General features: G+C 52.1%; 14 protein-coding genes, 2 tRNA genes and 3 rRNA genes. 9 read left to right on the top strand and 10 right to left on the bottom strand.

Features of this window, described 5'->3' with window-relative positions; all coding sequences use genetic code 11:
- Positions 1-207: 207 nt before the first annotated feature.
- A complete protein-coding gene (locus MIM_RS08155; protein ID WP_025372264.1) occupies positions 208-1,827 on the bottom strand; it encodes a GMC family oxidoreductase in 1,620 nt (539 codons plus the stop codon).
- 142 nt (positions 1,828-1,969) lie between these two features.
- Positions 1,970-2,932 (bottom strand): D-2-hydroxyacid dehydrogenase, encoded by a 963-nt coding sequence (locus tag MIM_RS08150; protein ID WP_025372263.1) that lies wholly within the window; start codon positions 2,930-2,932, stop codon positions 1,970-1,972.
- Positions 2,933-3,024: 92 nt separating this feature from the next.
- Between MIM_RS08150 and MIM_RS08145 the strand changes: the two genes are divergently transcribed.
- From MIM_RS08145 to MIM_RS08125, 5 genes are all read left to right on the top strand, one after another.
- Complete coding sequence (locus MIM_RS08145; RefSeq protein ID WP_025372262.1) at positions 3,025-3,849, top strand: ferritin-like domain-containing protein; 825 nt, start codon at positions 3,025-3,027, stop codon at positions 3,847-3,849.
- An 81-nt stretch (positions 3,850-3,930) separates the two neighbouring features.
- Positions 3,931-5,184, top strand: coding sequence for a D-amino acid dehydrogenase (locus MIM_RS08140; protein WP_025372261.1), 1,254 nt, complete (start codon positions 3,931-3,933; stop codon positions 5,182-5,184).
- A 278-nt stretch (positions 5,185-5,462) separates the two neighbouring features.
- Positions 5,463-5,936, top strand: coding sequence for a TM2 domain-containing protein (locus MIM_RS08135; RefSeq protein ID WP_025372260.1), 474 nt, complete (start codon positions 5,463-5,465; stop codon positions 5,934-5,936).
- A 66-nt stretch (positions 5,937-6,002) separates the two neighbouring features.
- Positions 6,003-6,497: a T6SS immunity protein Tdi1 domain-containing protein gene (locus MIM_RS08130; protein WP_025372259.1), complete on the top strand. Its 495-nt coding sequence runs from the start codon at positions 6,003-6,005 to the stop codon at positions 6,495-6,497.
- An 86-nt stretch (positions 6,498-6,583) separates the two neighbouring features.
- Positions 6,584-7,867: an amino acid deaminase gene (locus MIM_RS08125; protein ID WP_025372258.1), complete on the top strand. Its 1,284-nt coding sequence runs from the start codon at positions 6,584-6,586 to the stop codon at positions 7,865-7,867.
- A gap of 76 nt (positions 7,868-7,943) precedes the next feature.
- On the opposite strand, the gene MIM_RS08120 is transcribed toward MIM_RS08125, so the two are convergent.
- Entirely contained in the window at positions 7,944-8,909 is a 966-nt protein-coding gene (locus MIM_RS08120) for an acyltransferase family protein (protein ID WP_025372257.1), read from the bottom strand.
- Between the two features lie 294 nt (positions 8,910-9,203).
- Here MIM_RS08120 and MIM_RS08110 point away from each other — a divergent pair, with 294 nt between their 5' ends.
- From MIM_RS08110 to MIM_RS23170, 4 genes are all read left to right on the top strand, one after another.
- Positions 9,204-10,604: a cytochrome c gene (locus MIM_RS08110; protein WP_245592837.1), complete on the top strand. Its 1,401-nt coding sequence runs from the start codon at positions 9,204-9,206 to the stop codon at positions 10,602-10,604.
- Entirely contained in the window at positions 10,597-11,505 is a 909-nt protein-coding gene (locus tag MIM_RS08105) for a c-type cytochrome (protein ID WP_025372254.1), read from the top strand. The genes MIM_RS08110 and MIM_RS08105 overlap by 8 nt, the downstream gene beginning before the upstream one ends.
- A gap of 353 nt (positions 11,506-11,858) precedes the next feature.
- On the top strand, positions 11,859-12,737 hold the full coding sequence (locus tag MIM_RS08100) for a DMT family transporter (protein WP_084458944.1): 879 nt from the start codon (positions 11,859-11,861) through the stop codon (positions 12,735-12,737).
- A gap of 124 nt (positions 12,738-12,861) precedes the next feature.
- A complete protein-coding gene (locus tag MIM_RS23170; RefSeq protein WP_158318710.1) occupies positions 12,862-13,026 on the top strand; it encodes a hypothetical protein in 165 nt (54 codons plus the stop codon).
- A gap of 110 nt (positions 13,027-13,136) precedes the next feature.
- Here the strand turns inward: MIM_RS23170 and rrf are convergent.
- The 7 genes from rrf to MIM_RS08065 all read right to left on the bottom strand — a co-directional run bounded on the left by rrf (position 13,137) and on the right by MIM_RS08065 (position 23,260).
- Positions 13,137-13,249 (bottom strand): 5S ribosomal RNA (gene rrf, locus MIM_RS08095).
- Positions 13,250-13,482: 233 nt separating this feature from the next.
- Positions 13,483-16,354, bottom strand: a 23S ribosomal RNA gene (locus MIM_RS08090).
- A 466-nt stretch (positions 16,355-16,820) separates the two neighbouring features.
- Positions 16,821-16,896, bottom strand: a tRNA-Ala gene (locus MIM_RS08085).
- A gap of 12 nt (positions 16,897-16,908) precedes the next feature.
- Positions 16,909-16,985 (bottom strand) — tRNA-Ile (locus MIM_RS08080).
- Between the two features lie 222 nt (positions 16,986-17,207).
- Positions 17,208-18,750, bottom strand: a 16S ribosomal RNA gene (locus MIM_RS08075).
- The 16S, 23S and 5S rRNA genes sit together here with 2 tRNA genes alongside, the layout of an rRNA operon.
- Before the next feature lie 1,447 nt (positions 18,751-20,197).
- Complete coding sequence (locus tag MIM_RS08070; protein ID WP_025372253.1) at positions 20,198-21,202, bottom strand: alpha/beta hydrolase; 1,005 nt, start codon at positions 21,200-21,202, stop codon at positions 20,198-20,200.
- A gap of 21 nt (positions 21,203-21,223) precedes the next feature.
- A complete protein-coding gene (locus MIM_RS08065) occupies positions 21,224-23,260 on the bottom strand; it encodes a TonB-dependent receptor domain-containing protein (RefSeq protein ID WP_084458942.1) in 2,037 nt (678 codons plus the stop codon).
- Positions 23,261-23,313 lie beyond the last annotated feature (53 nt).

Here is a 23,313-nt window from a genome sequence, read left to right as displayed (position 1 = left end):
TTGGCTATAAACCCGGCTGCTCAGCGGGTGTTACGGTTGTAACGGTGGCCGACAGACCCGCTGTCACAGGACGGTGAAGCACGCGACGCGTCAGAGAGATGCGCGATCTCTTGTTATGTATGGGAGATATGTCAATATATTCAAACAATATAAGCGGACAAGTTTGAACCGCCAGTGACTGGCAAGCATTGCAGCCTGTACGCAACATCAGCCTTTGTCGGCATCCAATATCAGCTGAGCCGCTTTTTCCGCAATCAACATGACCGGTGCGTTGGTATTACCCGAAGTGATGGTGGGCATAATGGAAGCATCAACCACACGCAGCCGGCCGACCCCATGCACACACAAATTGGCATCTACCACGGCCATATTGTCAGCACCCATTTTGCAGGTGCCCACCGGATGAAAAATAGTCGTGCCGATATCGCTGGCCGCCCGGATCAGGTCATCGTCGGTCTTGGCCAGCGGGCCTGGTCGGAATTCCTGTGGCGTGTACTTTTCCAATGCAGCCTGAGCGGCGATCTGCCGTGTGAGCTGGATGCTCTCCAGGGCAACCTGCACATCTTCGTCGGTGCTCAGGTAATTGCATAGAATATCTGGGCGGTCTTCCAAGGAAGGGGAAACAATGTTGACTGTACCGCGGCTGCCTGGCCGGATGTTGCAAACCGATGCCGTGAAAGCCGGGAACGAGTGCAGACCATCACCGAATTTTTCCAGCGACAGCGGCTGTACATGGTATTGCACATTGGCGCGTGGCTGCCGGGGCGACGAGCGCGCAAAGATACCCAGCTGAGACGGTGCCATGGTTAGCGGTCCCTTTTTCAGAAAAGCATATTGCAGGCCCATGAACGCCTTGGCCAGGGGTGACTGCATCATGCTGTTGAGCGTGCGCACCTTATTCACTTTATAGATCATTCGCAGTTGCAGATGATCCTGCAGATTGCGCCCTACCCCTGGCAAATGGTGGACCAGCGGAATGCCCAGCGATTTCATCAGGTCGCCGCTGCCCACGCCGGAACGCTGGAGAATCTGCACCGAACCAATGGCCCCCGCGCTAAGAATCACTTCACGGCGCGCGTTGGCATGAAAGAAATGGTTATTATGGCGAAAACGCAGACCCCGGGCGATCCGCTCTTTCACATTGATCCGGTCTATCATTGCATCTGTGATAACCGTAAGGTTACTGCGGTCCTTGATGGGGCGCAGGAACGCAGTCGCCGCGCTGAAGCGCACGCCTTTTTTCTGGGTCACCTGAAAATAGGAGGACCCTTCATTGTCGCCGCAATTGAAGTCGTCAATGTGTGGAATGCCTGCCTGTTCCGCTGCCTGGCGAAAGGCATCCAGAATATCCCAGCGCAGGCGTTGCTGCTCCACGCGCAACTCGCCGCGAGCACCATGAAAGGGTGTATCGCCCGCGTAATGATGCTCGAATTTTTTAAACAGCGGCAACACATCGCTCCAGCCCCAGCCCGGGTTACCGGCATCACGCCAGCCATCGTAATCTTCTTTCTGGCCGCGCATGTAGATCATGCCATTGATGGCAGAACTGCCGCCGAGCACACGCCCTCGCGGATAGGCAATACTGCGGCCGTTAAGCCCGGCATCGGGGTGCGTGGTAAAGCACCAGTCTGTTCTGGGATTGCCGATGCAATAAAGATAGCCTACGGGAATATGCAACCAGCGCCATTTATCATCGCCGCCCGCCTCCAGCAACAGCACCTTGCAGGAAGGGTCGGCAGACAAGCGATTGGCCAGCAGGCAGCCGGCCGAACCGGCGCCCGCAATGATGTAGTCAAAGTCCCCATATAGCGTTGTTGTCTCTGCCATGCTCCTACTCTGCTTATTATTATTTGTTATACCAATATCTCTTATATCCCAATTATTATTGAAAATATCCAGGTTTATGGCAACGCGTATTTCTACCTATTAAAGGCATAAGCTGTAAGCACACGCGACGAATGTATCCGAATCAAACCTGGTTGCGGATCTCGTTACGCATGAAGGCGTTGATGTTATCGACCAGTTGATCTGCCAGCGCCTGAATCGCCTGGCGGCTGGCCCATGCCACATGCGGTGTCAGGATAAAGTCCGGCCGGTTCATCAGCCGCATGAATGGGTGTGTGTCGGGCATGGGCTCCTGGGTGACCACATCAAATCCGGCGCCACCGATACGGTTGTTCTCCAACGCGTCGGCCAGCGCCGCTTCATCCACCAGGCCACCCCTGGCCGTGTTGATCAGAATAGCCGTTGACTTCATTTGTGCCAGTTCTGCCGCGCCTATCATATGCCGGGTTGCCGGAGTCAAGGGCAGATGCAAGGTGAGAATATCGGCCTGTGCGATCACTTGCTCGAAGGGGGTATGCGTTGGCTTGACGTCCGTCTGTCCCTTGCGAGCAGCGAACAGCACGTTCATACCCAATGCCTGGGCGCGGCTGGCAACCGCACTGCCCAGCGCACCAGAACCGAAAATGCCGATAGTACTCCCGGCCAGATCGCTGACCGGGTAGTCAAAATAACAAAACTGGCCGCTTTGTGCCCAGCGTCCCTGGCCAACAGAAAGATGATAGGGAAGCAAGCTGCGGCGCAGTGCAAAAATAAGAGCGAGTGTATGCTCCGGTACGGTATTGACGGCATAGTTGCGAATATTGGTCACAATAACGCCTCTGTCGCGACATGCTTCAATATCTACGATATTGGTTCCGGTTGCCGCCACGGCCACCAGTTTAAGACCGTCTGCCTGCGCCACGTCCTGCGCCGACACCGGCACCTTATTGGTGATGACGATATTCGCATCGCGAATCCGCTGTGCCACTTCTGCAGGCGCAGTCTGGTCATAGGTCGTTACTTCGTGTCCGAACTCAAACGTCTTGAGCGTGATAAAGTCGGGCAGCGTAGCACGATCAAGAAACACAATGCGGGCAGAAGATGACATGAGTTTTCCAGTGAAAGTCAAAACAAGACTATACCATTGCCCGCCATTGACTAAAATAGCGGTTTTGGTGAACCCGTCGTTTGTAAACTGACATGCCCTCTTCTGTCACGTCTTCTTCTGTCGCCCCGTCCGCTTCCCCTTCGCTGCGTCAGGCAGCACTGGATGCCCTGGCCGAATCCGATCCCTGCAAAAAAATCACCGCGGTCAACCAGCTGGCTGCCACGCTGCCCGTGTACGCGGATCACGTGCTGCAGCCAACTCAAGTGCTGCCGGGCCGGCCACAACGGCCACAACTGGTCGATCCGCGTGAAGTATCGATACGGTCAACGCAAACGCCGCAGGGGAAAGCGGCGCTCATGCACTCCATCGCCCATATCGAATTCAACGCCATCAACCTGGCGCTGGATATTATCTGGCGCTTCCCCGGCATGCCCGACGATTTCTACTACGATTGGCTGCAGGTGGCCCGCGAAGAGGCCTATCACTTTTCACTCGTGCGCGGGCATCTTGCGGCCTCGGGTTATCAGTACGGTGATTTTTCAGCCCATAACGGGCTCTGGGACATGGCGGAAAAAACCGCCGATGATATCCTGGCCAGGCTTGCCCTGGTGCCCCGCACGCTGGAGGCACGCGGCCTGGATGTGTCCCCGGCCATCCAGAACAAATTGCGGGCCGCCAACGATCAACGCGGTGTAGAGATCCTGGATATCATTTTGCGCGATGAAATCGGCCATGTTAAAACCGGCAATCGCTGGTACCTCTATTGCTGTGAGCAGCAGAATCAGGACCCGGTAGCCGCTTATGCGGCACTGATCGACACTTACCGCATCAGCAAGCCGCGCGGCCCATTCAATGTCCAGGCCAGAATGGCGGCAGGATTCACCCAGGCCGATATTGACTGGCTGAATTCCTTATAATTGCACTATTGGTCTTCATAGACCGGCCTGATCCGGGCCTGGACGACAGAACCAATACCCTTTCATACTCACGGAAAAATTATGGACGTTCTGGTACTTGGAGCCGGCATTATCGGGCTGACCACCGCTTACTATCTCAATCGGGACGGATTCAACGTCACGGTTATCGAGAAGAACAGCGATGTCGCTCTGGAAACCAGCTTTGCCAACGGGGCGCAACTGTCATACAGTTACGTTGCGCCGCTGGCAGGCCCGGGCGTCATGAGTCATGTGCCTAAATGGCTGCTGGACCGCAATTCACCCCTGCGTTTCCGTCCCAGCCTGGATCCGGCCACGGTATGCTGGAATCTGCGTTTTGTCAAAGCCTGCAACGCTGCGCAAAGTAACCAGACGACACGGGAACTGCTTTCCCTGTCCTTTCTCAGCCGCGACCTGTACCACGAGATGATGCAACAGGAAGCCATCGCCTTTGACCATAAGCGCGCGGGCAAGCTGATTGTGCATCGCAGCCGCGATTCTTTCAATCATGCAGTTGAGCAGCTGGACTTTCAGCGCTCCCTGGGTTGCGAGCAACGCGCCCTGTCTGTCGAAGAATGCATCTCGCTGGAACCGGCCCTGCTGCGCATGCGGGATCATTTAAGTGGTGGTATTTTTACCGAAAGCGAAGAAAGTGCAGACTGCTACCTGCTTGCGGTTGCCCTGAAAAAAATTCTGCAGCAGCGTGGCGTCACCTTCCGCTTCAATACCAGCGTCAGCCGCCTGACGGCCGACAGCAATCGTAAAGTGAGCGTGCACACCACCGCAGGAGAAAACCTGACGCCGGATCATATCGTAGTGGCACTGGCATGCGATAGCACAGCACTGCTCAAGCCGCTGGGCATTGCCGTACCGGTCAGCCCGCTTAAAGGATACAGCCTGACGCTGCCGATTGAGCAAGCTGCCAGCGCGCCCATGGTAAGCATCACCGATTACGAACGCAAGGTTGTTTATGCACGACTGGGCGAGCGTCTGCGCATTGCCGGCATGGCCGACATGGTTGGCCTCAACCGCCGCATCGATACTTCGCGGATTGAAGCGCTCAAGCAGGAAGCCCGCAATCTGTTTCCCGAAGCAGGCAACTATGATCTGGCCACGCTCTGGACGGGCCTTCGGCCGGCAACGCCAAAAGGCAAACCCATTATTGATGCAACCCGCTATGATAATCTGTGGCTTAATATTGGCCAGGGTGCGCTGGGTTTCACCCTGGCGCCAGGCTCAGCAAGCGTAATCAGCCACCTGTTGCGCGGCCAGGCACTGCCATTTGGCAAAAACGTATTCACACTGGCCGATGCCTGAGCGCTGGGGGGCTTCGCGGTTTTACTGTGAAGCCCCGGGCATATCTGCCCACAGGCACCAGAAACGCAATGAAGCATCCGTAAGCCGCCGTACCCCGGTCCCACCCTGTTTTTATGCGAATATATCCTTATCTAACATCTGCTTATATCTGCTTATCTCAGGTTAACTGAACCAGATTGACTGCCTCAGGTTTCACTGCCTCATTAACCCGCGTCCGTCCTGCGATTAAACCATACCAATCCCTGACGGTTGTTTGATCTCCACCGAGACCCGCTACCATGCTCCAGAAAATTCTCCTGCCCATTATCGTCTTTATCATTGTTCTGATCGGCCTGACCTTTGGCGAAGGCGTATTCACTGCCCTGGCTGTGTGGCTGCATGATATTACCGGCCTGGTCATCTATAATTTCTCCGATCTGTATTACACCGTATCGGAATACGTCGCCCGCCATCCGGTCAAAATTGTTGTTGCACTGGTTGTGACGGCAATCGTCTGCATCTGGATCTACAAAAATAAGGATGAAGAGCTGACCCGCCAGGCAAGTTCGCGCAAAATTGCCATTTTTCTGGCGATTTTCCTGGGCTGGCTGGGTGCACACCGTTTTTATAACGGCCAGATCGGCATGGGGCTGCTGTATCTCATCATCAGTTTCATCTGGTTGCCGCTCACGGTATTTCTGAGCCTGATTGATGCGGTAAGATATATTTTTATGAATGATGAAGAATACCGTCTGCGTATTCAATCGTCATAACCACCACGCGGCAGGGGCGCGGCTCTCCCACGATATCTGTCCGCGTCAACGACGCAAGGAACGCAAGTGAATCTGAACGACCTGACCATTGCCACTGATCAACTTGATCAGACCCGGCTGCTGAATCACTGGCAATGGCTGCTGCCCGATCAGGTTGAAATCCTGCTGGTCACCAAAACGGCTGACTGCTTTGTGCTGCAGCCGGAAACCGGCCACATCCTGTTTCTGGACACCAACGACGGCGAACTGGAGCCCATTGCATCAGACTTTGATGAATTTCGCACGGTGCTTGCCGATCCTGAATTCATTACCGACTATTTTTCGCTGGAACTGATCGCGCCGCTGCTGGCAACCCCGCTACCGGAAAATGCGATTTTTGCGCTCGCTACGCCGCCGGTGCTGGGCGGCTCGTTTGAGACAGACGAACTGACGCTGGTGGATATTTATCAGTATTTTGATGAGATGGGCACGCTCTGGCATCAGTTGAGCCAGATCGAGATCTCAGACGATACTGCCGATGATCCTGATTCGCCCCAGGATACGGATCGCGATCCATATTAAATCTCAACCGCAATAAATCTGAATAAAAACAGGTCCGAACCGAAAAACCAGCCCCATACGTTGCAGTGCATTCAGCAGGATAAAACATGAGTACTCTCCTCCCATTACAGGCATGTACGCTAAAGCATTTTCCGCCAGAGCTGGGCACCACCACACCCGAAGCCTTCGCCGCAGCGCAGCTGAACGTATACGACAACGACTTTTCTTTTCCGCTGGCCGTGCTGAATCAACCGGCACTGGAGCATAATCTGCAATGGATGCAGCGTTTCGCCCAGGATAAAGGAGTAAGCCTGGCGCCACACGGCAAAACCACGATGTCACCCGAACTGTTTGACAAACAGCTTACCGCTGGTGCCTGGGGACTCACCTTTGCCACCCTGTTCCAGGCGCAGACCGGTATTCAGGCCGGCGCCAAACGCATTATTATCGCCAATCAGGTGGTGGGGGACGCCGACCTGCGTCTGCTGCAATCCCTTCTTCAAACCCACCCCGGGCTGCGCATCTGGTTTCTGGTTGATTCAATCGAACAGGTCGCTTATATCGAAGCCTGGGCACAGCATTACGGTAGCCACAATCCGCAGCAAAAAATACGCTTTGACTGCCTGCTGGAAATCGGAATCGCAGGTCAGCGCACAGGGTGCCGCGAATTTGAGCAGGCACTGGCACTGGCCAACCGTATACGCCAATCGCCCGTACTCGCACTGGGCGGCATCGAATGCTATGAAGGCAATCTGGCTACCGATACGGAAAAAGACAAACCGGCAGTGGACGCGCTCATGGGGCGTTGCACAGCCGTGGCGCAAGCCTGCGCTGAACAACAGCTGTTTGATACCCATGAAATTCTGATCTCGGCAGGCGGTTCGGCCATTTTTGACCTGGTTGTCCCCGGTCTGACAATCAGCCTGGACCGTCCCGTGCGCGGCGTCCTGCGTTCGGGATGCTACATCACCCACGATCATGGTGTGTACAAGCGGCATCTGGACAAAGTGCAGGAACGCGAGCATCTGCAGGAAAGCCTGCTGCCCGCGCTGGAAGTGTGGACCATGGTGCAATCGGTGCCCGAACCCGGCCTGGCACTGCTCACTTGTGGCAAACGGGACATCTCCTATGACCTGACGCTGCCGTTTGTCACGGGTTATGCGCCGGTAGGCCAGCGCACTCGCAAGATACCGGACGCAAGCTGGCAGATCACGGCACTCAATGACCAGCACGCGTATCTGCATTTTGACGCCGCCGGTTCGGTACCCACAGTCGGCGACCGGGTCATTCTGGGCATTTCGCATCCCTGCACAACGTTCGATAAATGGAAATGGATGCCCATTATTGATAACAAGGGTCAGGCCCTGTCCTGCATCACAACGCGCTTTTAAGCGGTACCCTTTATACCGTCACGACCCTATTGCATCAGATATCAACTGATGGATATGGCCCGTCACCTTATCGCTCTCAAAATAACATATTCCATTTGCGATCAGCCCACACAAGGACCGCTGACACGATGGTACTGGCAAACATCACCATAACAAACAGCGCTGTGCCCTGCTCCATCCAGCCAGTGTTCAGCAAAATATTGATAAAGTAAACATGCGTCAGGTAGATGGCAGTGGAAAGTTTGGAAAGAAAGTCCGTATTCAGCCTGGCCGAGCGGCTGTGAAAGAAGATGAAAAGGAGCGGGCAAAGAATCAGCAGCGATAAATACATATCTACGCCCGCCTTGGCTGGATGCAATAAATAATGCACCGTGCTTTCCAGAACCAGCAACAAGGCTGCTGCGAAAATGGCGCACAGCAACTGCGGATCGCGACGAGGCAATTTATGCAGGCGGTGTTTGGCAATCAGATACCCGATTGCAAACAGCGGAAAACCAAAGAAAAGAAAGTTGCGGAAAATCCAGCCGGAATTCAGCACATACCCGGCCAACCCTTCTTCTATCGGTGCATAATTGCCCAATGCCTGCAACACATAACCCACAATGAATAAGGTGATGCCCGCGGTGAGAACGAATGAATCACTGCGCCTGCGCAATAAATACAATACCGCCCCGGCGCCAAGCGTTCCCACCAGGTACCATAAATGGTGATAGCCAAAGACGAACTTTTCCAGCAGGCCGATCTGATCCCGGGCAAGCCCCCAGTGAGCCGGCCAGTAGAACGGCAAATACAGCAGCATCCAGATCCCATACAACACCGCCAGGCGCCTGGCCCAGCCGGCAAAGGGACGATTGCGCGCGATCAGAGGATAAAAGTAAAAACCATTGATGATGAAGAAGGTCGGCACGGCGATACGAAGTAAGCCGTTCACAAAGAGGTAATTGAGATACTCGGCCGTCTCGGTAAACAGCGAGGCATGCAGCGCCACCACCATCATTGCCAGTGCTATTTTCAGGCCGTCTGTTCCCGCGTTACGCTGCATGTATCACCCTTTATTGAATCATATATTGTAACGGGCCTGCGTCTTCAAGACATGAAGGATGCCTACCAATTGCTGTTGAATGTAACTGAACAATGACCGCTTCGATTGGGCCGCAAACGCAAATTGATCGATCGAGGCAGATCGGTGCCAATCGGCAATTGCGAATTTATCGATCGGAGCAGATCGGTGCCAAACGGCAATTTGGATCTTTACCACAATTAAAAGCCTCATTTGCGATAGCTCAAAACAAGTTCAAGTAAGACAAACCAGACAAAACCGATAGCAGTACCATATATGCGAAACGTCATTAAATGGTCAGATCATAAACTTGAAGTCAACGCCATGAAAGTATTGAAATCGCTGCTGTTATTTTTACTGTTGATGTTGGGCATTGGGTATATAGGATCACAACTACTGCTTAATAAACGCGCACCGGAGAATAAGCAAACAGTCGATATTCTGGATCCGGAACGCATTCAACGAGGCAAATACATAGCCCGTACAGCCGATTGCATTGCCTGTCACACAACACCCGGCGGCCAGCCATTTGCCGGCGGTCTGCCGATGGACACACCATTAGGCGCCATTTACTCCACCAATATCACCCCGGACAGGGAAACCGGTATCGGCGCCTACACGTTCAGTCAATTTGACAATGCTGTGCGTCATGGCGTGAGTGCCGCGGGCGTCCCGTTATATCCAGCCATGCCCTATCCGTCCTACACCATCATGCCGCAAGAGGACATCAAGGCGCTCTACGCTTACTTCATGTCTGAGGTTGCACCTGTGAGGCAGGACAATGCAAGCCCTACCTTCCCGTGGCCGCTGAGCTTGCGCTGGCCCATCGCCTGGTGGCAGGCGCTGTTTTCACCAAGCCGTCAGTTTGTCGCCCAGGAACCGGGCGATGCTCGCCTGACACGCGGACAATATCTGGCCGAAGGACCGGGTCATTGCGGCGCCTGTCATACACCACGCGGTCTCTTTTATCAGGAAAAAGCACTGAGTCTGGCCGATGGCGACCGCTTCCTGTCGGGCGCAGTCATTGACGGCTGGCGGGCCAAGAGCCTGCGAGGTGAAGCGCAAGGCCTGCAATCCTGGAGCCGGGAAGAACTGGAACTATTTTTTAAAACCGGTCGCAATGACGTTGCAGCGGCCTTTGGCGCAATGGCCAACGTGGTACAGCACAGTACCCGGTATTTTACCGATGACGACATCAGCGCATTATCGGCGTACCTTAAGCAGCTGCCCGCTGCTCAGAACAAATTAAAGCGTTTTCCGGACAAGACAGATACCACGACTGCTACGCTGTTAACCATGAACAATCCAGGTTCGCCTGGCGCGATGGTATACATGCAATATTGTGTCACCTGTCATCGCGCCGATGGCAAGGGTATTGCACGCATTTTTCCTGCACTTGCCGGCAATTCAGCCATCTACGCAAGGAATCCTCAATCGGTCATTCAGATTATTCTTGAAGGGGGTCGAATGCCGGACACCCAATATGATCGGATGGCATTTGCCATGCCCGGGTTTGCTCAACTGAGCGATGATCAATTACTTGCTGTGATCAATTTCATTCGTAATGGCTGGACAAACCAGGCGCCCGATATTCAGCCGCGGGACATTCGTCATATGCGGCACTTTCTTGCCAGCAAAACCAGAACCATTGCGCCCGTGGGAGAAAAGCATGAATAAACTCATTATCCCTCTGATCGCCTGTTGCACGCTATATACCACTGCATTCGCCGCCTCTGCGCCAGTGACTGAATTGAACACCATCGCGAACTCGCCGCAACGCTATAGTGTAAAAGACAAACACGGCAATGCTTTGCCCGACTACATCATGCCCGACGATCAAAGCATACTGAAGGAAACAAACGCCGAGCAAATCCTTTACGGCAAACGCCTGCTGAACGAAACCAATCGCTTGTTACCCGATTACGTGCAATCACAAATGGCATGTAACAGCTGTCATGTTGCACAGGGAAAGGTGCCGCTGGGCGCACCGTTTATAAACACCTACAACGCCTTCCCGCAACTGAACCCAAGAGCAGGACGAGTGTTCACTTTGGCAGACAGAATCAACGGCTGTATGCAGCGCTCAATGAACGGCAGGCCGCTACCGGAAGAAGGCAGGGAAATGAAAGCCATGATCGCCTATATGAAATGGCTGGCTCAGGGCTTGCCAGACGGTGCGAAAGTGGATATTCGTAATGCGGGCCCGATAGACACCACCTTAAAACCCGATCCCTTACATGGTGCCCAGGTATACCGGCAATACTGTGCAAGCTGTCACGGCGACAACGGTGAGGGCCGGCGGGATTTTTCTGGCAACATGGCCTTTCCACCCTTATGGGGCGATGAATCATTCAATATCGGCGCCGGCATGGCAAGAACATACAAAGCCGCCGCCTTTGTCAAATACAATATGCCCATGGGCGTTAACACCAATGGCTTATGGGGCGCCGGCAATGTACTTACCGACCAGCAGGCGATTGACGTCGCCGAATATTTCACCCACCAGCCACGTCCGGATTTTGCGGGCAAAGCGAATGACTGGCCTAAAGGAAAAAAACCGAAAGATGCGCGGTACTAAGCCCGTCATCGCGAAAGGAATAGCCGGCACATTATTCAGCCCCCCTATTCCTTGATACAGGTTAATCCGCTAGCAACGATGAGTGCATATAATAAATGCATCTCATATCGTACTGACAGGACTATTTCATAGGGATCGGGGTTCAGTACGAGGGATGCAGGATGCGCATCGGATAAGGCTGAAAGTCATGGAGTCCGCCAGGGTTAACTCACCTTATGGCGGTGTATTTTTATGTTCAAACTTTAAACCTCCAACCTGGTATGCATTGCCTGAAAATAAAAACGCATACGTAGAGCACATAAAAATATGAATCAACACGTCAAAGCGTCATTCTATGGCGCGCTATTTGCATTTTGTGCCGCAATGTTGAACGCCAGCATCGGGACCTTTGCAAGGTACTTATATTGCATGGCTTATCACCGGGCATTATTGCATTGGCTAAAACGCTGATTGGGGCGTTGATCCTGGCTATTGTGATGCCGTTTTGCAAGAAGCGTCCGCTCTACGCTAAATGGTATGCGGTGGCAGCCTGTGCTTTTTTCGGGATATTCATCATGTTTATCTTCGAAACCAAGGCCTATGGATTCGACACCGCGGCAAATGTCGTTGTCGCATTAATGGCATCGGCCTGCGTTACCACCATCGTTTTGGGTAAACTATTTCTGGGCGAACACATTCGCGCCGCTACTGTTATTGGTGCACTGCTGGCCATTCTGGGCCTGGTGGTAATTGTAGGAACCAAATTCAGTTTCGGATTCAGTCCTATCGGCACAATACTAGCATCATGTGCCGGTGCCGGATACGGTATTTTTTCCATCATCATGAAAAAAAACGGCCTGGAAGGTGGCTTATTGCTCACCCGCCAAATGCTGATGTATGGAAGTATGTTTCTCCTGATCCCTGTCGGGATGCAGCTGCCCGCATCATTTGAGATCAATTACGCAGTCATCGGCTGCCTGATCGGGCTTGCTGTCTTTCCTACGATCTTTGGATTCTATTGCACGACTAAAGCAATCCAGTACCTTGCCCCGTCACGCGTTCAAATTATTGAACTGAGTGAGCCCATCTTCGCGGCGCTTATTGCTCTGATTTTCCTGCATGAACAACCCGGGCTTTCTACCTTTGTGGGCGGTATTTTAATTCTCCTGGGAATCTCGATTGCTAACGATCTTTTTCGTCTCCCCGCCGATAGAGAATCGGTCGTGTCCAAAAATAACCCGGATATGCAATAAACGGATGTCGTTCCATATACTCTTGGACCCACCGGTGGTAGAGGTGAATGAGGCCTGTTCTCCGGCGATTACCGCCTTAAGCAGAGAGTCTTCCAGATAGTCCATACTTGTCCATTCAGTGTTCGTGGACAAGTATGTTCATGCTTTACTGGCGGCTGGACAAGATGTGTTTACGGCACGCTTACTGTTTTTGAGCAGTTCGTCTGCTACCTTTATTACCGGTGCAGAGCTAATGGTGGATGGTGGATGGTGGATGGATGGCGGCTTATTTGATGTGCAGGATATTTGAGCAATCGCTATCGTAGAGACGATTAGAGATAGAGAGGGATTGTATATTTGCTTCCCCCAAAGCACAAACGCCCCGTAAAGTTAATTACGGGGCGTTTGAAGGAATAAAAAGCCTGACGATGACCTACTTTCACAGATGTCCATCCACTATCATCGGCGCAAAGGCGTTTCACTGTCCTGTTCGGGAAGGGAAGGAGTGGGTCCACCTTGCTATGGTCGTCAAGCGTAAGCTGGTATGGCTTAGCGCTAGCTGGTTGCTATGCGTTAGCAATTTGGAAGAAGCACAAGCTGTGTATTGTTTCGGGCAGATGAGTCAATCTTGCGTTGGTGATTGATGTTGCTGCTGATGATCAACGCGTGTTGATCATCGTATTTACTTCAGTTTTTTGAACGACACTTAAACACTATGCTCAGCGCAGTCGTAGAACAATGTTCTACATATAACCTGCAGAGTTATAGGATCAAGCCGCACGGGCAATTAGTATCAGTTAGCTAAACACATTACTGCGCTTACACACCTGACCTATCAACGTCCTGGTCTCGAACGACCCTTCAGGGGGGTCTAGCCCCCGGGATACCTTATCTTCAGACGAGTTTCCCGCTTAGATGCCTTCAGCGGTTATCTCTTCCATACATAGCTACTCGGCAATGCCATTGGCATGACAACCGATACACCAGAGGTATGTCCACTCCGGTCCTCTCGTACTAGGAGCAGGCTCCGTCAAGTATCCAACGCCCACGGCAGATAGGGACCAAACTGTCTCACGACGTTTTAAACCCAGCTCACGTACCTCTTTAAATGGCGAACAGCCATACCCTTGGGACCGGCTACAGCCCCAGGATGAGATGAGCCGACATCGAGGTGCCAAACACCGCCGTCGATATGAACTCTTGGGCGGTATCAGCCTGTTATCCCCAGAGTACCTTTTATCCGTTGAGCGATGGCCCTTCCATTCAGAACCACCGGATCACTATGTCCTGCTTTCGCACCTGTTCGACTTGTCAGTCTCACAGTCAAGCACGCTTATGCCATTGCACTATCAGCACGATTTCCGACCGTACCTAGCGTACCTTCGAACTCCTCCGTTACACTTTGGGAGGAGACCGCCCCAGTCAAACTGCCCACCATACACTGTCCCCAACCCGGATAACGGGCCTAGGTTAGAACCGCAAACAAACCAGGGTGGTATTTCAAGGATGGCTCCCTACGATCTGGCGACCGTAATTCAACGCCTCCCACCTATCCTACACAGGCCGGTTCACAATTCAATGTAAAGCTACAGTAAAGGTTCATGGGGTCTTTCCGTCTAGCCGCGGGGAGATTGCATCATCACAAACACTTCAACTTCGCTGAGTCTCAGGAGGAGACAGTGTGGCCATCGTTACGCCATTCGTGCAGGTCGGAACTTACCCGACAAGGAATTTCGCTACCTTAGGACCGTTATAGTTACGGCCGCCGTTTACTGGGGCTTCGATCAAGAGCTTGCACCCCATCACTTAACCTTCCAGCACCGGGCAGGCGTCACACCCTATACGTCCACTTTCGTGTTAGCAGAGTGCTGTGTTTTTAATAAACAGTCGCAGCCACCGATTCTCTGCGGCCCATTCGCGCTTTAACACGCTACTAGGGCATACCTTCTCCCGAAGTTACGGTATAAATTTGCCGAGTTCCTTCTCCTGAGTTCTCTCAAGCGCCTTGGAATATTCATCCCGTCCACCTGTGTCGGTTTGCGGTACGGTCATTGTTAAACTGAAGCTTAGAGGCTTTTCCTGGGACCACTTCCTATGACTTCACGAATAAATTCGCTTCGCACCAATACCTTGATTTACGCGGCCGGATTTACCTAACCACCCTCTCAGTACCAGTCACGGGTACAACCAATCACCCGCTCACATTCCGCAATCCGTCCCCCCATCGCATTTAACAATGGTGTTGGAATATTAACCAACTTCCCATCAGCTACGCATCTCTGCCTCGCCTTAGGGGCCGACTCACCCTGCGCCGATGAACGTTGCGCAGGAAACCTTGGACTTACGGCGAGGGAGCTTTTCACTCCCTTTATCGCTACTCATGTCAGCATTCGCACTTCTGATACCTCCAGCAACCGTCTCCAGTCACCTTCACAGGCTTACAGAACGCTCTCCTACCGCGCACAGTAAACTGTGCACCCGCAGCTTCGGTATATTGCTTAGCCCCGTTACATCTTCCGCGCAGGACGACTCGATCAGTGAGCTATTACGCTTTCTTTAAAGGATGGCTGCTTCTAAGCCAACCTCCTGACTGTCTATGCCTTCCCACTTCGTTTCCCACTTAGCAATATTTAGGGACCTTAGCTGGCGGTCTGGGTTGTTTCCCTCTTGAGTCTGGACGTTAGCACCCAGTGCTCTGTCTCCCGCGCTGTACTTGCCGGTATTCGGAGTTTGCCATGGTTTGGTAAGTCGCCATGACCCCCTAGCCATAACAGTGCTCTACCCCCGGCAGTAATACGCGAGGCACTACCTAAATAGTTTTCGGAGAGAACCAGCTATTTCCAGATTTGTTTAGCCTTTCACCCCTATCCACAGCTCATCCCCTAATTTTTCAACATTAGTGGGTTCGGTCCTCCAGCACGTGTTACCGTGCCTTCAACCTGGCCATGGATAGATCATCTGGTTTCGGGTCTACACCCAGCGACTAAATCGCCCTGTTCGGACTCGCTTTCGCTACGCCTTCCCTATTCGGTTAAGCTTGCCACTGAATGTAAGTCGCTGACCCATTATACAAAAGGTACGCAGTCACCCCACAAGGAGGCTCCTACTGTTTGTATGCACACGGTTTCAGGATCTATTTCACTCCCCTTCCGGGGTTCTTTTCGCCTTTCCCTCACGGTACTGGTTCACTATCGGTCGATCACGAGTATTTAGCCTTGGAGGATGGTCCCCCCATATTCAGACAGGATTTCACGTGTCCCGCCCTACTTATTCGACGCTTAGTACCACCACAAAGGTTTCGTCTACAGGGCTATCACCTGCTACGGCCGGGCTTTCCATCCCGTTCAACTACCAATGTGACTATCTCGTCCAGGCTGTTCCGATTTCGCTCGCCACTACTTTCGGAATCTCGGTTGATTTCTTTTCCTCGAGTTACTTAGATGTTTCAGTTCACTCGGTTCGCTTCTCTGTACCTATGTATTCAGTACAGGATACTGCCAGAGGCAGTGGGTTTCCCCATTCGGATATCGACGGATCAATGCTTATTTGCTAGCTCCCCGTCGCTTTTCGCAAGCTATAACGTCCTTCATCGCCTGTGATCGCCAAGGCATCCACCATGTGCACTTAGTCACTTGATCCTATAACACTAAAGGCTATAGGCTTTTACTACTTCGTCTATACAGTGCCTTTTGAGTCCACTGCATAAACATGCTGAGTTTTTGCGTTTGTGTGCCGTTCATCAATGTCATTCCTCACTCAATAAACCAGATCTCTCCGGCCTATCTCATGAAGCTTGAGTTAATAGAACTTCATAAAATAATGCAATCACAACCCAATTTTTCATCAAATACTTACCCGACCCTGGTGGATCGCATAAGCACCCTTTGAATACTTTAGTTGTGCTTCTTCCAAATTGTTAAAGAACATATACAGCCAATAAAGCTTAACTTACCCTGCCTGTTTCCGGGTAAACCCGAATTCAGAAGGATCAGTATTTTAGCACCTTCTTTCTAAAAAAGAAAGCACCGAAATCTTTTTTGTTCGCTAATAAGAACGCTTTTCATACAACATGCGATAACAATCAACATGCAACAACAATCATGATGGTGGAGGATGACGGGATCGAACCGACGACCCCCTGCTTGCAAAGCAGGTGCTCTCCCAGCTGAGCTAATCCCCCAACAAACCTGTTTGGTGGGTCAAGTTGGAATCGAACCAACGACCCCCGCCTTATCAAGACGGTGCTCTAACCGACTGAGCTACTGACCCAACTTCACATCAGTCAGCAACCGCTCATAAATACCAGGCAAACAACCCGCTACTTACTCGCCAAGCCAACTTCCAGCGAAACCTGATTGTTCATCCATCTACAAAGCGCCGCAATCGAACCATTAAACCGTTTGATCTACCCACTTCGTACACAGACCGCTGTACTCGTTCTTATTAACAACCGATAAGCGTGGACGCTTTCGCTTCGTGCGCTTCGCTCTTAAAGGAGGTGATCCAGCCGCACCTTCCGATACGGCTACCTTGTTACGACTTCACCCCAGTCATGAATCCTACCGTGGTAATCGCCCCCCTTGCGGTTAGGCTAACTACTTCTGGTAAAACCCACTCCCATGGTGTGACGGGCGGTGTGTACAAGACCCGGGAACGTATTCACCGCGACATGCTGATCCGCGATTACTAGCGATTCCGACTTCATGCAGGCGAGTTGCAGCCTGCAATCCGGACTACGATCGGGTTTATGAGATTAGCTCCACCTTGCGGCTTGGCAACCCTCTGTCCCGACCATTGTATGACGTGTGAAGCCCTACCCATAAGGGCCATGAGGACTTGACGTCATCCCCACCTTCCTCCGGTTTGTCACCGGCAGTCTCATTAGAGTGCTCAACTAAATGTAGCAACTAATGACAAGGGTTGCGCTCGTTGCGGGACTTAACCCAACATCTCACGACACGAGCTGACGACAGCCATGCAGCACCTGTGTTCCGGTTCTCTTGCGAGCACTCCTAAATCTCTTCAGGATTCCAGACATGTCAAGGGTAGGTAAGGTTTTTCGCGTTGCATCGAATTAATCCACATCATCCACCGCTTGTGCGGGTCCCCGTCAATTCCTTTGAGTTTTAATCTTGCGACCGTACTCCCCAGGCGGTCAACTTCACGCGTTAGCTGCGCTACTAAGCCCCGAAGGGCCCAACAGCTAGTTGACATCGTTTAGGGCGTGGACTACCAGGGTATCTAATCCTGTTTGCTCCCCACGCTTTCGTGCATGAGCGTCAGTATTATCCCAGGGGGCTGCCTTCGCCATCGGTGTTCCTCCACATATCTACGCATTTCACTGCTACACGTGGAATTCCACCCCCCTCTGACATACTCTAGTCCGGGAGTTAAAAATGCAGTTCCAAGGTTGAGCCCTGGGATTTCACATCTTTCTTTCCGAACCGCCTGCGCACGCTTTACGCCCAGTAATTCCGATTAACGCTTGCACCCTACGTATTACCGCGGCTGCTGGCACGTAGTTAGCCGGTGCTTATTCTTCAGGTACCGTCATCAGTTCCGGATATTAGCCAGAACCTTTTCTTCCCTGACAAAAGTGCTTTACAACCCGAAGGCCTTCATCGCACACGCGGGATGGCTGGATCAGGGTTTCCCCCATTGTCCAAAATTCCCCACTGCTGCCTCCCGTAGGAGTCTGGGCCGTGTCTCAGTCCCAGTGTGGCTGGTCGTCCTCTCAAACCAGCTACGGATCGTCGCCTTGGTGAGCCTTTACCTCACCAACTAGCTAATCCGATATCGGCCGCTCCAATAGTGAGAGGTCCTAAGATCCCCCCCTTTCCCCCGTAGGGCGTATGCGGTATTAGCCACGCTTTCGCGTAGTTATCCCCCGCTACTGGGCACGTTCCGATACATTACTCACCCGTTCGCCACTCGCCGGCAAAAGTAGCAAGCTACTTTCCCGCTGCCGTTCGACTTGCATGTGTAAGGCATCCCGCTAGCGTTCAATCTGAGCCAGGATCAAACTCTTCAGTTCAATCTCTGTTTAATTGCCATTTAACTGTTTAAAGGTAAATGGTCGCTGCTTCACTCAAAAGAAATAACGTTTATGTTTAATAAACCTTACTTCTTCATTTCAAGTGAGCGCTTAAAATATATATTGTTAGCATCACAACCTAACCAGGTACCCCCGGATAGATCATGTTGCGCACTCATTCCAAGCGCCCACACTTATCGGCTGTTAGTTGTTAAAGAACATTTCTTCCCAATCCCACTGGATTGGGCGGTGACATTGCGCTGTCACATTCGGCGTTCATACTATTTTTAGAATGACTCGCATACTGCTTAACTGCTCAATTCTGTACTAGCCAAACTGCGTTTACTACTTCCGTTTACTACTACGTTACCGCTTTTCTCTTTCTGTCGTCACACCGTTGTGTGTCATCAGCAGAGAAACGAGATTATGAAGCATCTGGTTTTTGTTGTCAAGTCTTTTTTGCAACAGCTTCGAAAATTTCTTTTCTCACTCACTTCAAAAAAGCCTACCAACTTACCGCAAAACCGCTTCACGTCTCAACAGCGAAGTCCGCTATTATGAATCATCTAAAAATAAAAAGCAACTACTATTTTTACTTTCTACTTCTTTCTGATCGGCTTCCTTATTCTTGATCCCGGCCGTTGCTGCGCAACCACCAAAAACCCAAAACAACAAAACCACTCATAACCACTTCGCCACACCATCTGCGACTCCCCACCCCCAAAACACACCGAAGCATGCTCACAACGCCTTGATTTACCGGGGAAATTTGCCGCTCTTGCGGTACCCTTTCCGGGGCATCCTGCGTTGTGTGTGAAGCAGGAAAGATCGAAACTATAGCAAGCCAATCTCCCCTTGGCAAGCCCTCTTTTCAAAATAATCCAACCCGCTCCCCTTTTTTATATCCGTAATTACCCTAAGCTCATGATTTGATTCACTTTAGACTTTTTGCCACAGTTTTATTTCTTTTTTACCACATCATGACAAAATGAGGTTTCTGATACATAAAAGCAACAACGAGGTAATTCCGGGACGAATGCAATAGATGTTTCGACAACAAAAACGGCCGTTTAACCGGGCAATTGTCAGCAGACAGGATCATTTAGGGGAGATAAACACACCTGAACTATAGGACTGACGTCGGTTTAGTCTCTTTATGCAATCGGCTTAGCCTCTATATTGTCTACATACACTCTCTATATATAGCCACATCAATATAGCCTCCTTATATACCTGGTTGTTTACTTCTCTATCTCTACCGCTCTGCATCTGGTGTTCCATATAACGGTATATAACAGGTCCACTATATTTCGCTGGTTCCTTGACCGCTGGTTCCTTCCCTTCTATAGGCAATCCTGCAGGGAAGCTATCCTGATGAGCAATCCAGAGAGCGCGCTTGCGCGCCTCTCCGGACTTTCCTGCTCTGGCAGATTTGCGTTATTTATTATTAATGATGCATTGCCGCCTGAACAGCGGTCTGAATAACAGCCGGAATCACACCACCGTGACCAGCCTTTTCAACCAGAATAAAATGACTGTCCATACCGTGCTGTCGCAGCCACGCGTCCAGCTCACGAGCGGTGACCGACGAACGACGCTGTTTGATACGCGCCAGGCGCTCGGGTTTCATATCAGGATTCGCCTCGGGGTTTTCTTCATACTCCCCCTGAAGAATCGTCACAAATCTGCTCTTTACCCCCGAACCATCAGCTTGCGCCTGGGCCGCAGACCCGGTTTTTAAGCCTGACGCTTGCGCTGGCTCGGCAGCAGGCAAGTTCGCATCGGTCACAAGCGCACCATGCCCCCACCATAATGAAGGACTACCTATTACGTACTGATCAAATGCATCCCGATGATTCAGCAGCACGTACAGTGTAAACAGTCCGCCAAAGGAATGGCCGGCAAGCATCTGTTTGCCGGTCGCCGCTGCATATTGGCGCTTTATATAAGGCCTGACCGCATCTTGCACAAACCCGTAAAAATCAGCGGCGCCGCCGCCTTTGGCAAATGCTTCACCCGGTGCTGCATACGTATAGTCCCGCTCGCGCAACGTCAAGGGATAGGCCTTATCGTCGGGATAGCCCAGCCCGACGATGAGTGGTAGCGCTCCCTTTGAAGAGGCATCGCCAGCTTGCGCTGCCCACTGCTCATAGACCGCATTCACCGCCAGCGGAAATTGAGCATTGCCATCCAGGATATAAAGCACAGACAAAGGTGCATGTATATCCGGCCTGCTTTCAGGCGCGGCAACAAAAATACGATAGCTGCGTTCGTGCCAGTCTATATCCTGATGACTGACCTTATATATTTCATTTGCCATAGGCCTTATTTTCGGTATGGTTTGCACGGGCTGTGCCAGTGCACCCGGCACGGCCAGCGCGGCAATCGCAACGACCCCGGCCTGAAGCCAGGCCGAGCCCGTGGCGCAACAACGGAACGCCAAGGTTGGCATTAGATGTTTCATTATCATGACTTAGAAGGTCATATTGAGGTTGAGCCAATAACGGCGTCCATCCTCAACCGCCCAGTTGCCGGCCGTGTCGATCCCATACATCCGCTGATTGCCAATATTCAGCACCGCGAAGCCGACGGCCAGGTTCTTATTGATTTGGTAATTACCACCCACATCACCTGTGATGAAACCACTACGATACCGGGTTCCACCGGTGCCGCCGTAACCATTGCGCTGATTAGCCCATGCCTGCTTACCGGTATAGCTTGCCTTCGCATACAGATCCAGTTTGTCATTGGCCTGCCAGGAAAGCTTCGCACTGGCGCTATGTTTAGGCGTCATTTCCAGTGGCTGACCTTTCAGGGACTCACCGGATGAATAGGTTTCATCGTCGCTCTTACGTTTTGAATCCAGATAAGTGTAATTCAGATCCAGCTTTAATCCGGTTGCCAGCGGTATCCCTGCGGACAGCTCTACCCCCTTGATATTGGCCTTGCCGACGTTAGCATAAACATACTGGTTCAGGCCACTGGTCGAATCGGTTTCGCCGGTAGAGTAACTGGTCAGCTTGTTGCGAAAATCGGTATTGAATAACGTGACCGAAGCGCTATAGCCGGCAGGGTCGCGATATTCGAAGCCCATTTCCTGGCTGACGCTGGTTTCCGGCTTCAGATCCGGGTTACCGTAGATAATGCCGCGACCACCCTCAGTTGCCGTGCCATAAGTAGGAGACAGTTCGCGCAGCCCTGGCGTGCGAAAGCCTTTGGAAATCCCACCCCTGACGGTAAACCGGTCAGTCGGATGGTATACCAGGTAAGCCCGCGGGCTCCAATGCACACCATAAAGTTCATGATCATCCATTCGGGCACCCAGTGTCAGTGCCAGATTGTCACGCAGCGCAATTTCATCTTCGACAAACAGTGCATACTGGTTCATTTTGATATTGCCCTGCACCGTTTTGTTCAGTCCGGTTGTGCTGTCGTCCTTAAGCTGGCCGCGCTGATACTGCCCACCAAACGTGAGCTTGTGTACGGAGAACGGCACAACGAAGCGGGCGTCAAAAATCGTCTGGGTAATCTCCGGTGTACGACTGTCATACACGCCATCAGTCTTTACTTCGCGTTTGGCTTTTTCCTGATACAGGCTCAGTTCAGAACTCATAAAGTCCCATTCTCCTGTATGTGTGAGTGACCAGTGATTGCGGCTGCCGATGGTGTCATCCTGGGTATTGGCCTTGACCGAGGTACCGCGCGCAGTATAGGCAGCGATAGATTCGCCCGGTGTGCTGCGGCGCTTTTGTACCGACCGCCCGGCTTCCAGAATGACACGCTGGTTATCGGTCGGCAGCCAGGCAAAACGCGCTACGATATTTTTGTCTTCATGACGATTGTAGCCACCGACGATGCTGTCTTCCTGCCGGAAATTACCGCCACCGTAGATCTGTACGCCTAACTTGTTGTCCACCAGCGGCCCGGACAGGAAAAAACTGCTATTGGCCGTATTACCAGCGTCGCTGCTCTCTTGCAGGATACCCCCCATCGACAGGCTACCCGTCCATTCTGGGGTAAAGTCCTTGGTAATCACATTCACAATACCGCCCATGGCGTCCGAACCATAGAGCGACGACATCGGCCCGCGCACCACTTCAATACGTTCGATGGCCGCCAGGGGGGGCATAAAGCCGGCTTCGAATCCGCCGCTACCATTGGGGCGCGATTCACGGGTATTCTGGCGCCGGCCGTTGACCAGCAACAAGGTATAGTCGCCGGATAGCCCGCGGATGGAAATATCGGATTTACTGGGATTGCTGCCGATGACGCTCACGCCAGGAATATCACGGATGGCATCGGTCAGGTTGTTAACCGGCATATGCGCCAGCTCTTCCTTATCAATCACGGTGATACTGGCAGGTGCATCGCTCACGTTTTGCGATGATCCGGAAGCACTGACCACTATCGGTTCAAGCGTTGTCGCACTATCGGCGGCTGCCGCCAGTGCCGCACCCGGCATAAACACGCCAGCCACAGCCAGACTTAATATTGAACGATAGAACATCATCTCGGTACTTCCCTTAAGCAAAAGCAAAAGGTAGTACTGTAGTACTTTGAAAT

Origin of the sequence: Advenella mimigardefordensis DPN7 (assembly GCF_000521505.1) — a bacterium.
In the GTDB taxonomy this organism is placed as follows: Bacteria; Pseudomonadota; Gammaproteobacteria; order Burkholderiales; family Burkholderiaceae_B; genus Advenella; species Advenella mimigardefordensis.
Note: the sequence above shows the minus strand (reverse complement) of the source record. Positions and strands in the feature narration are given on the sequence as shown.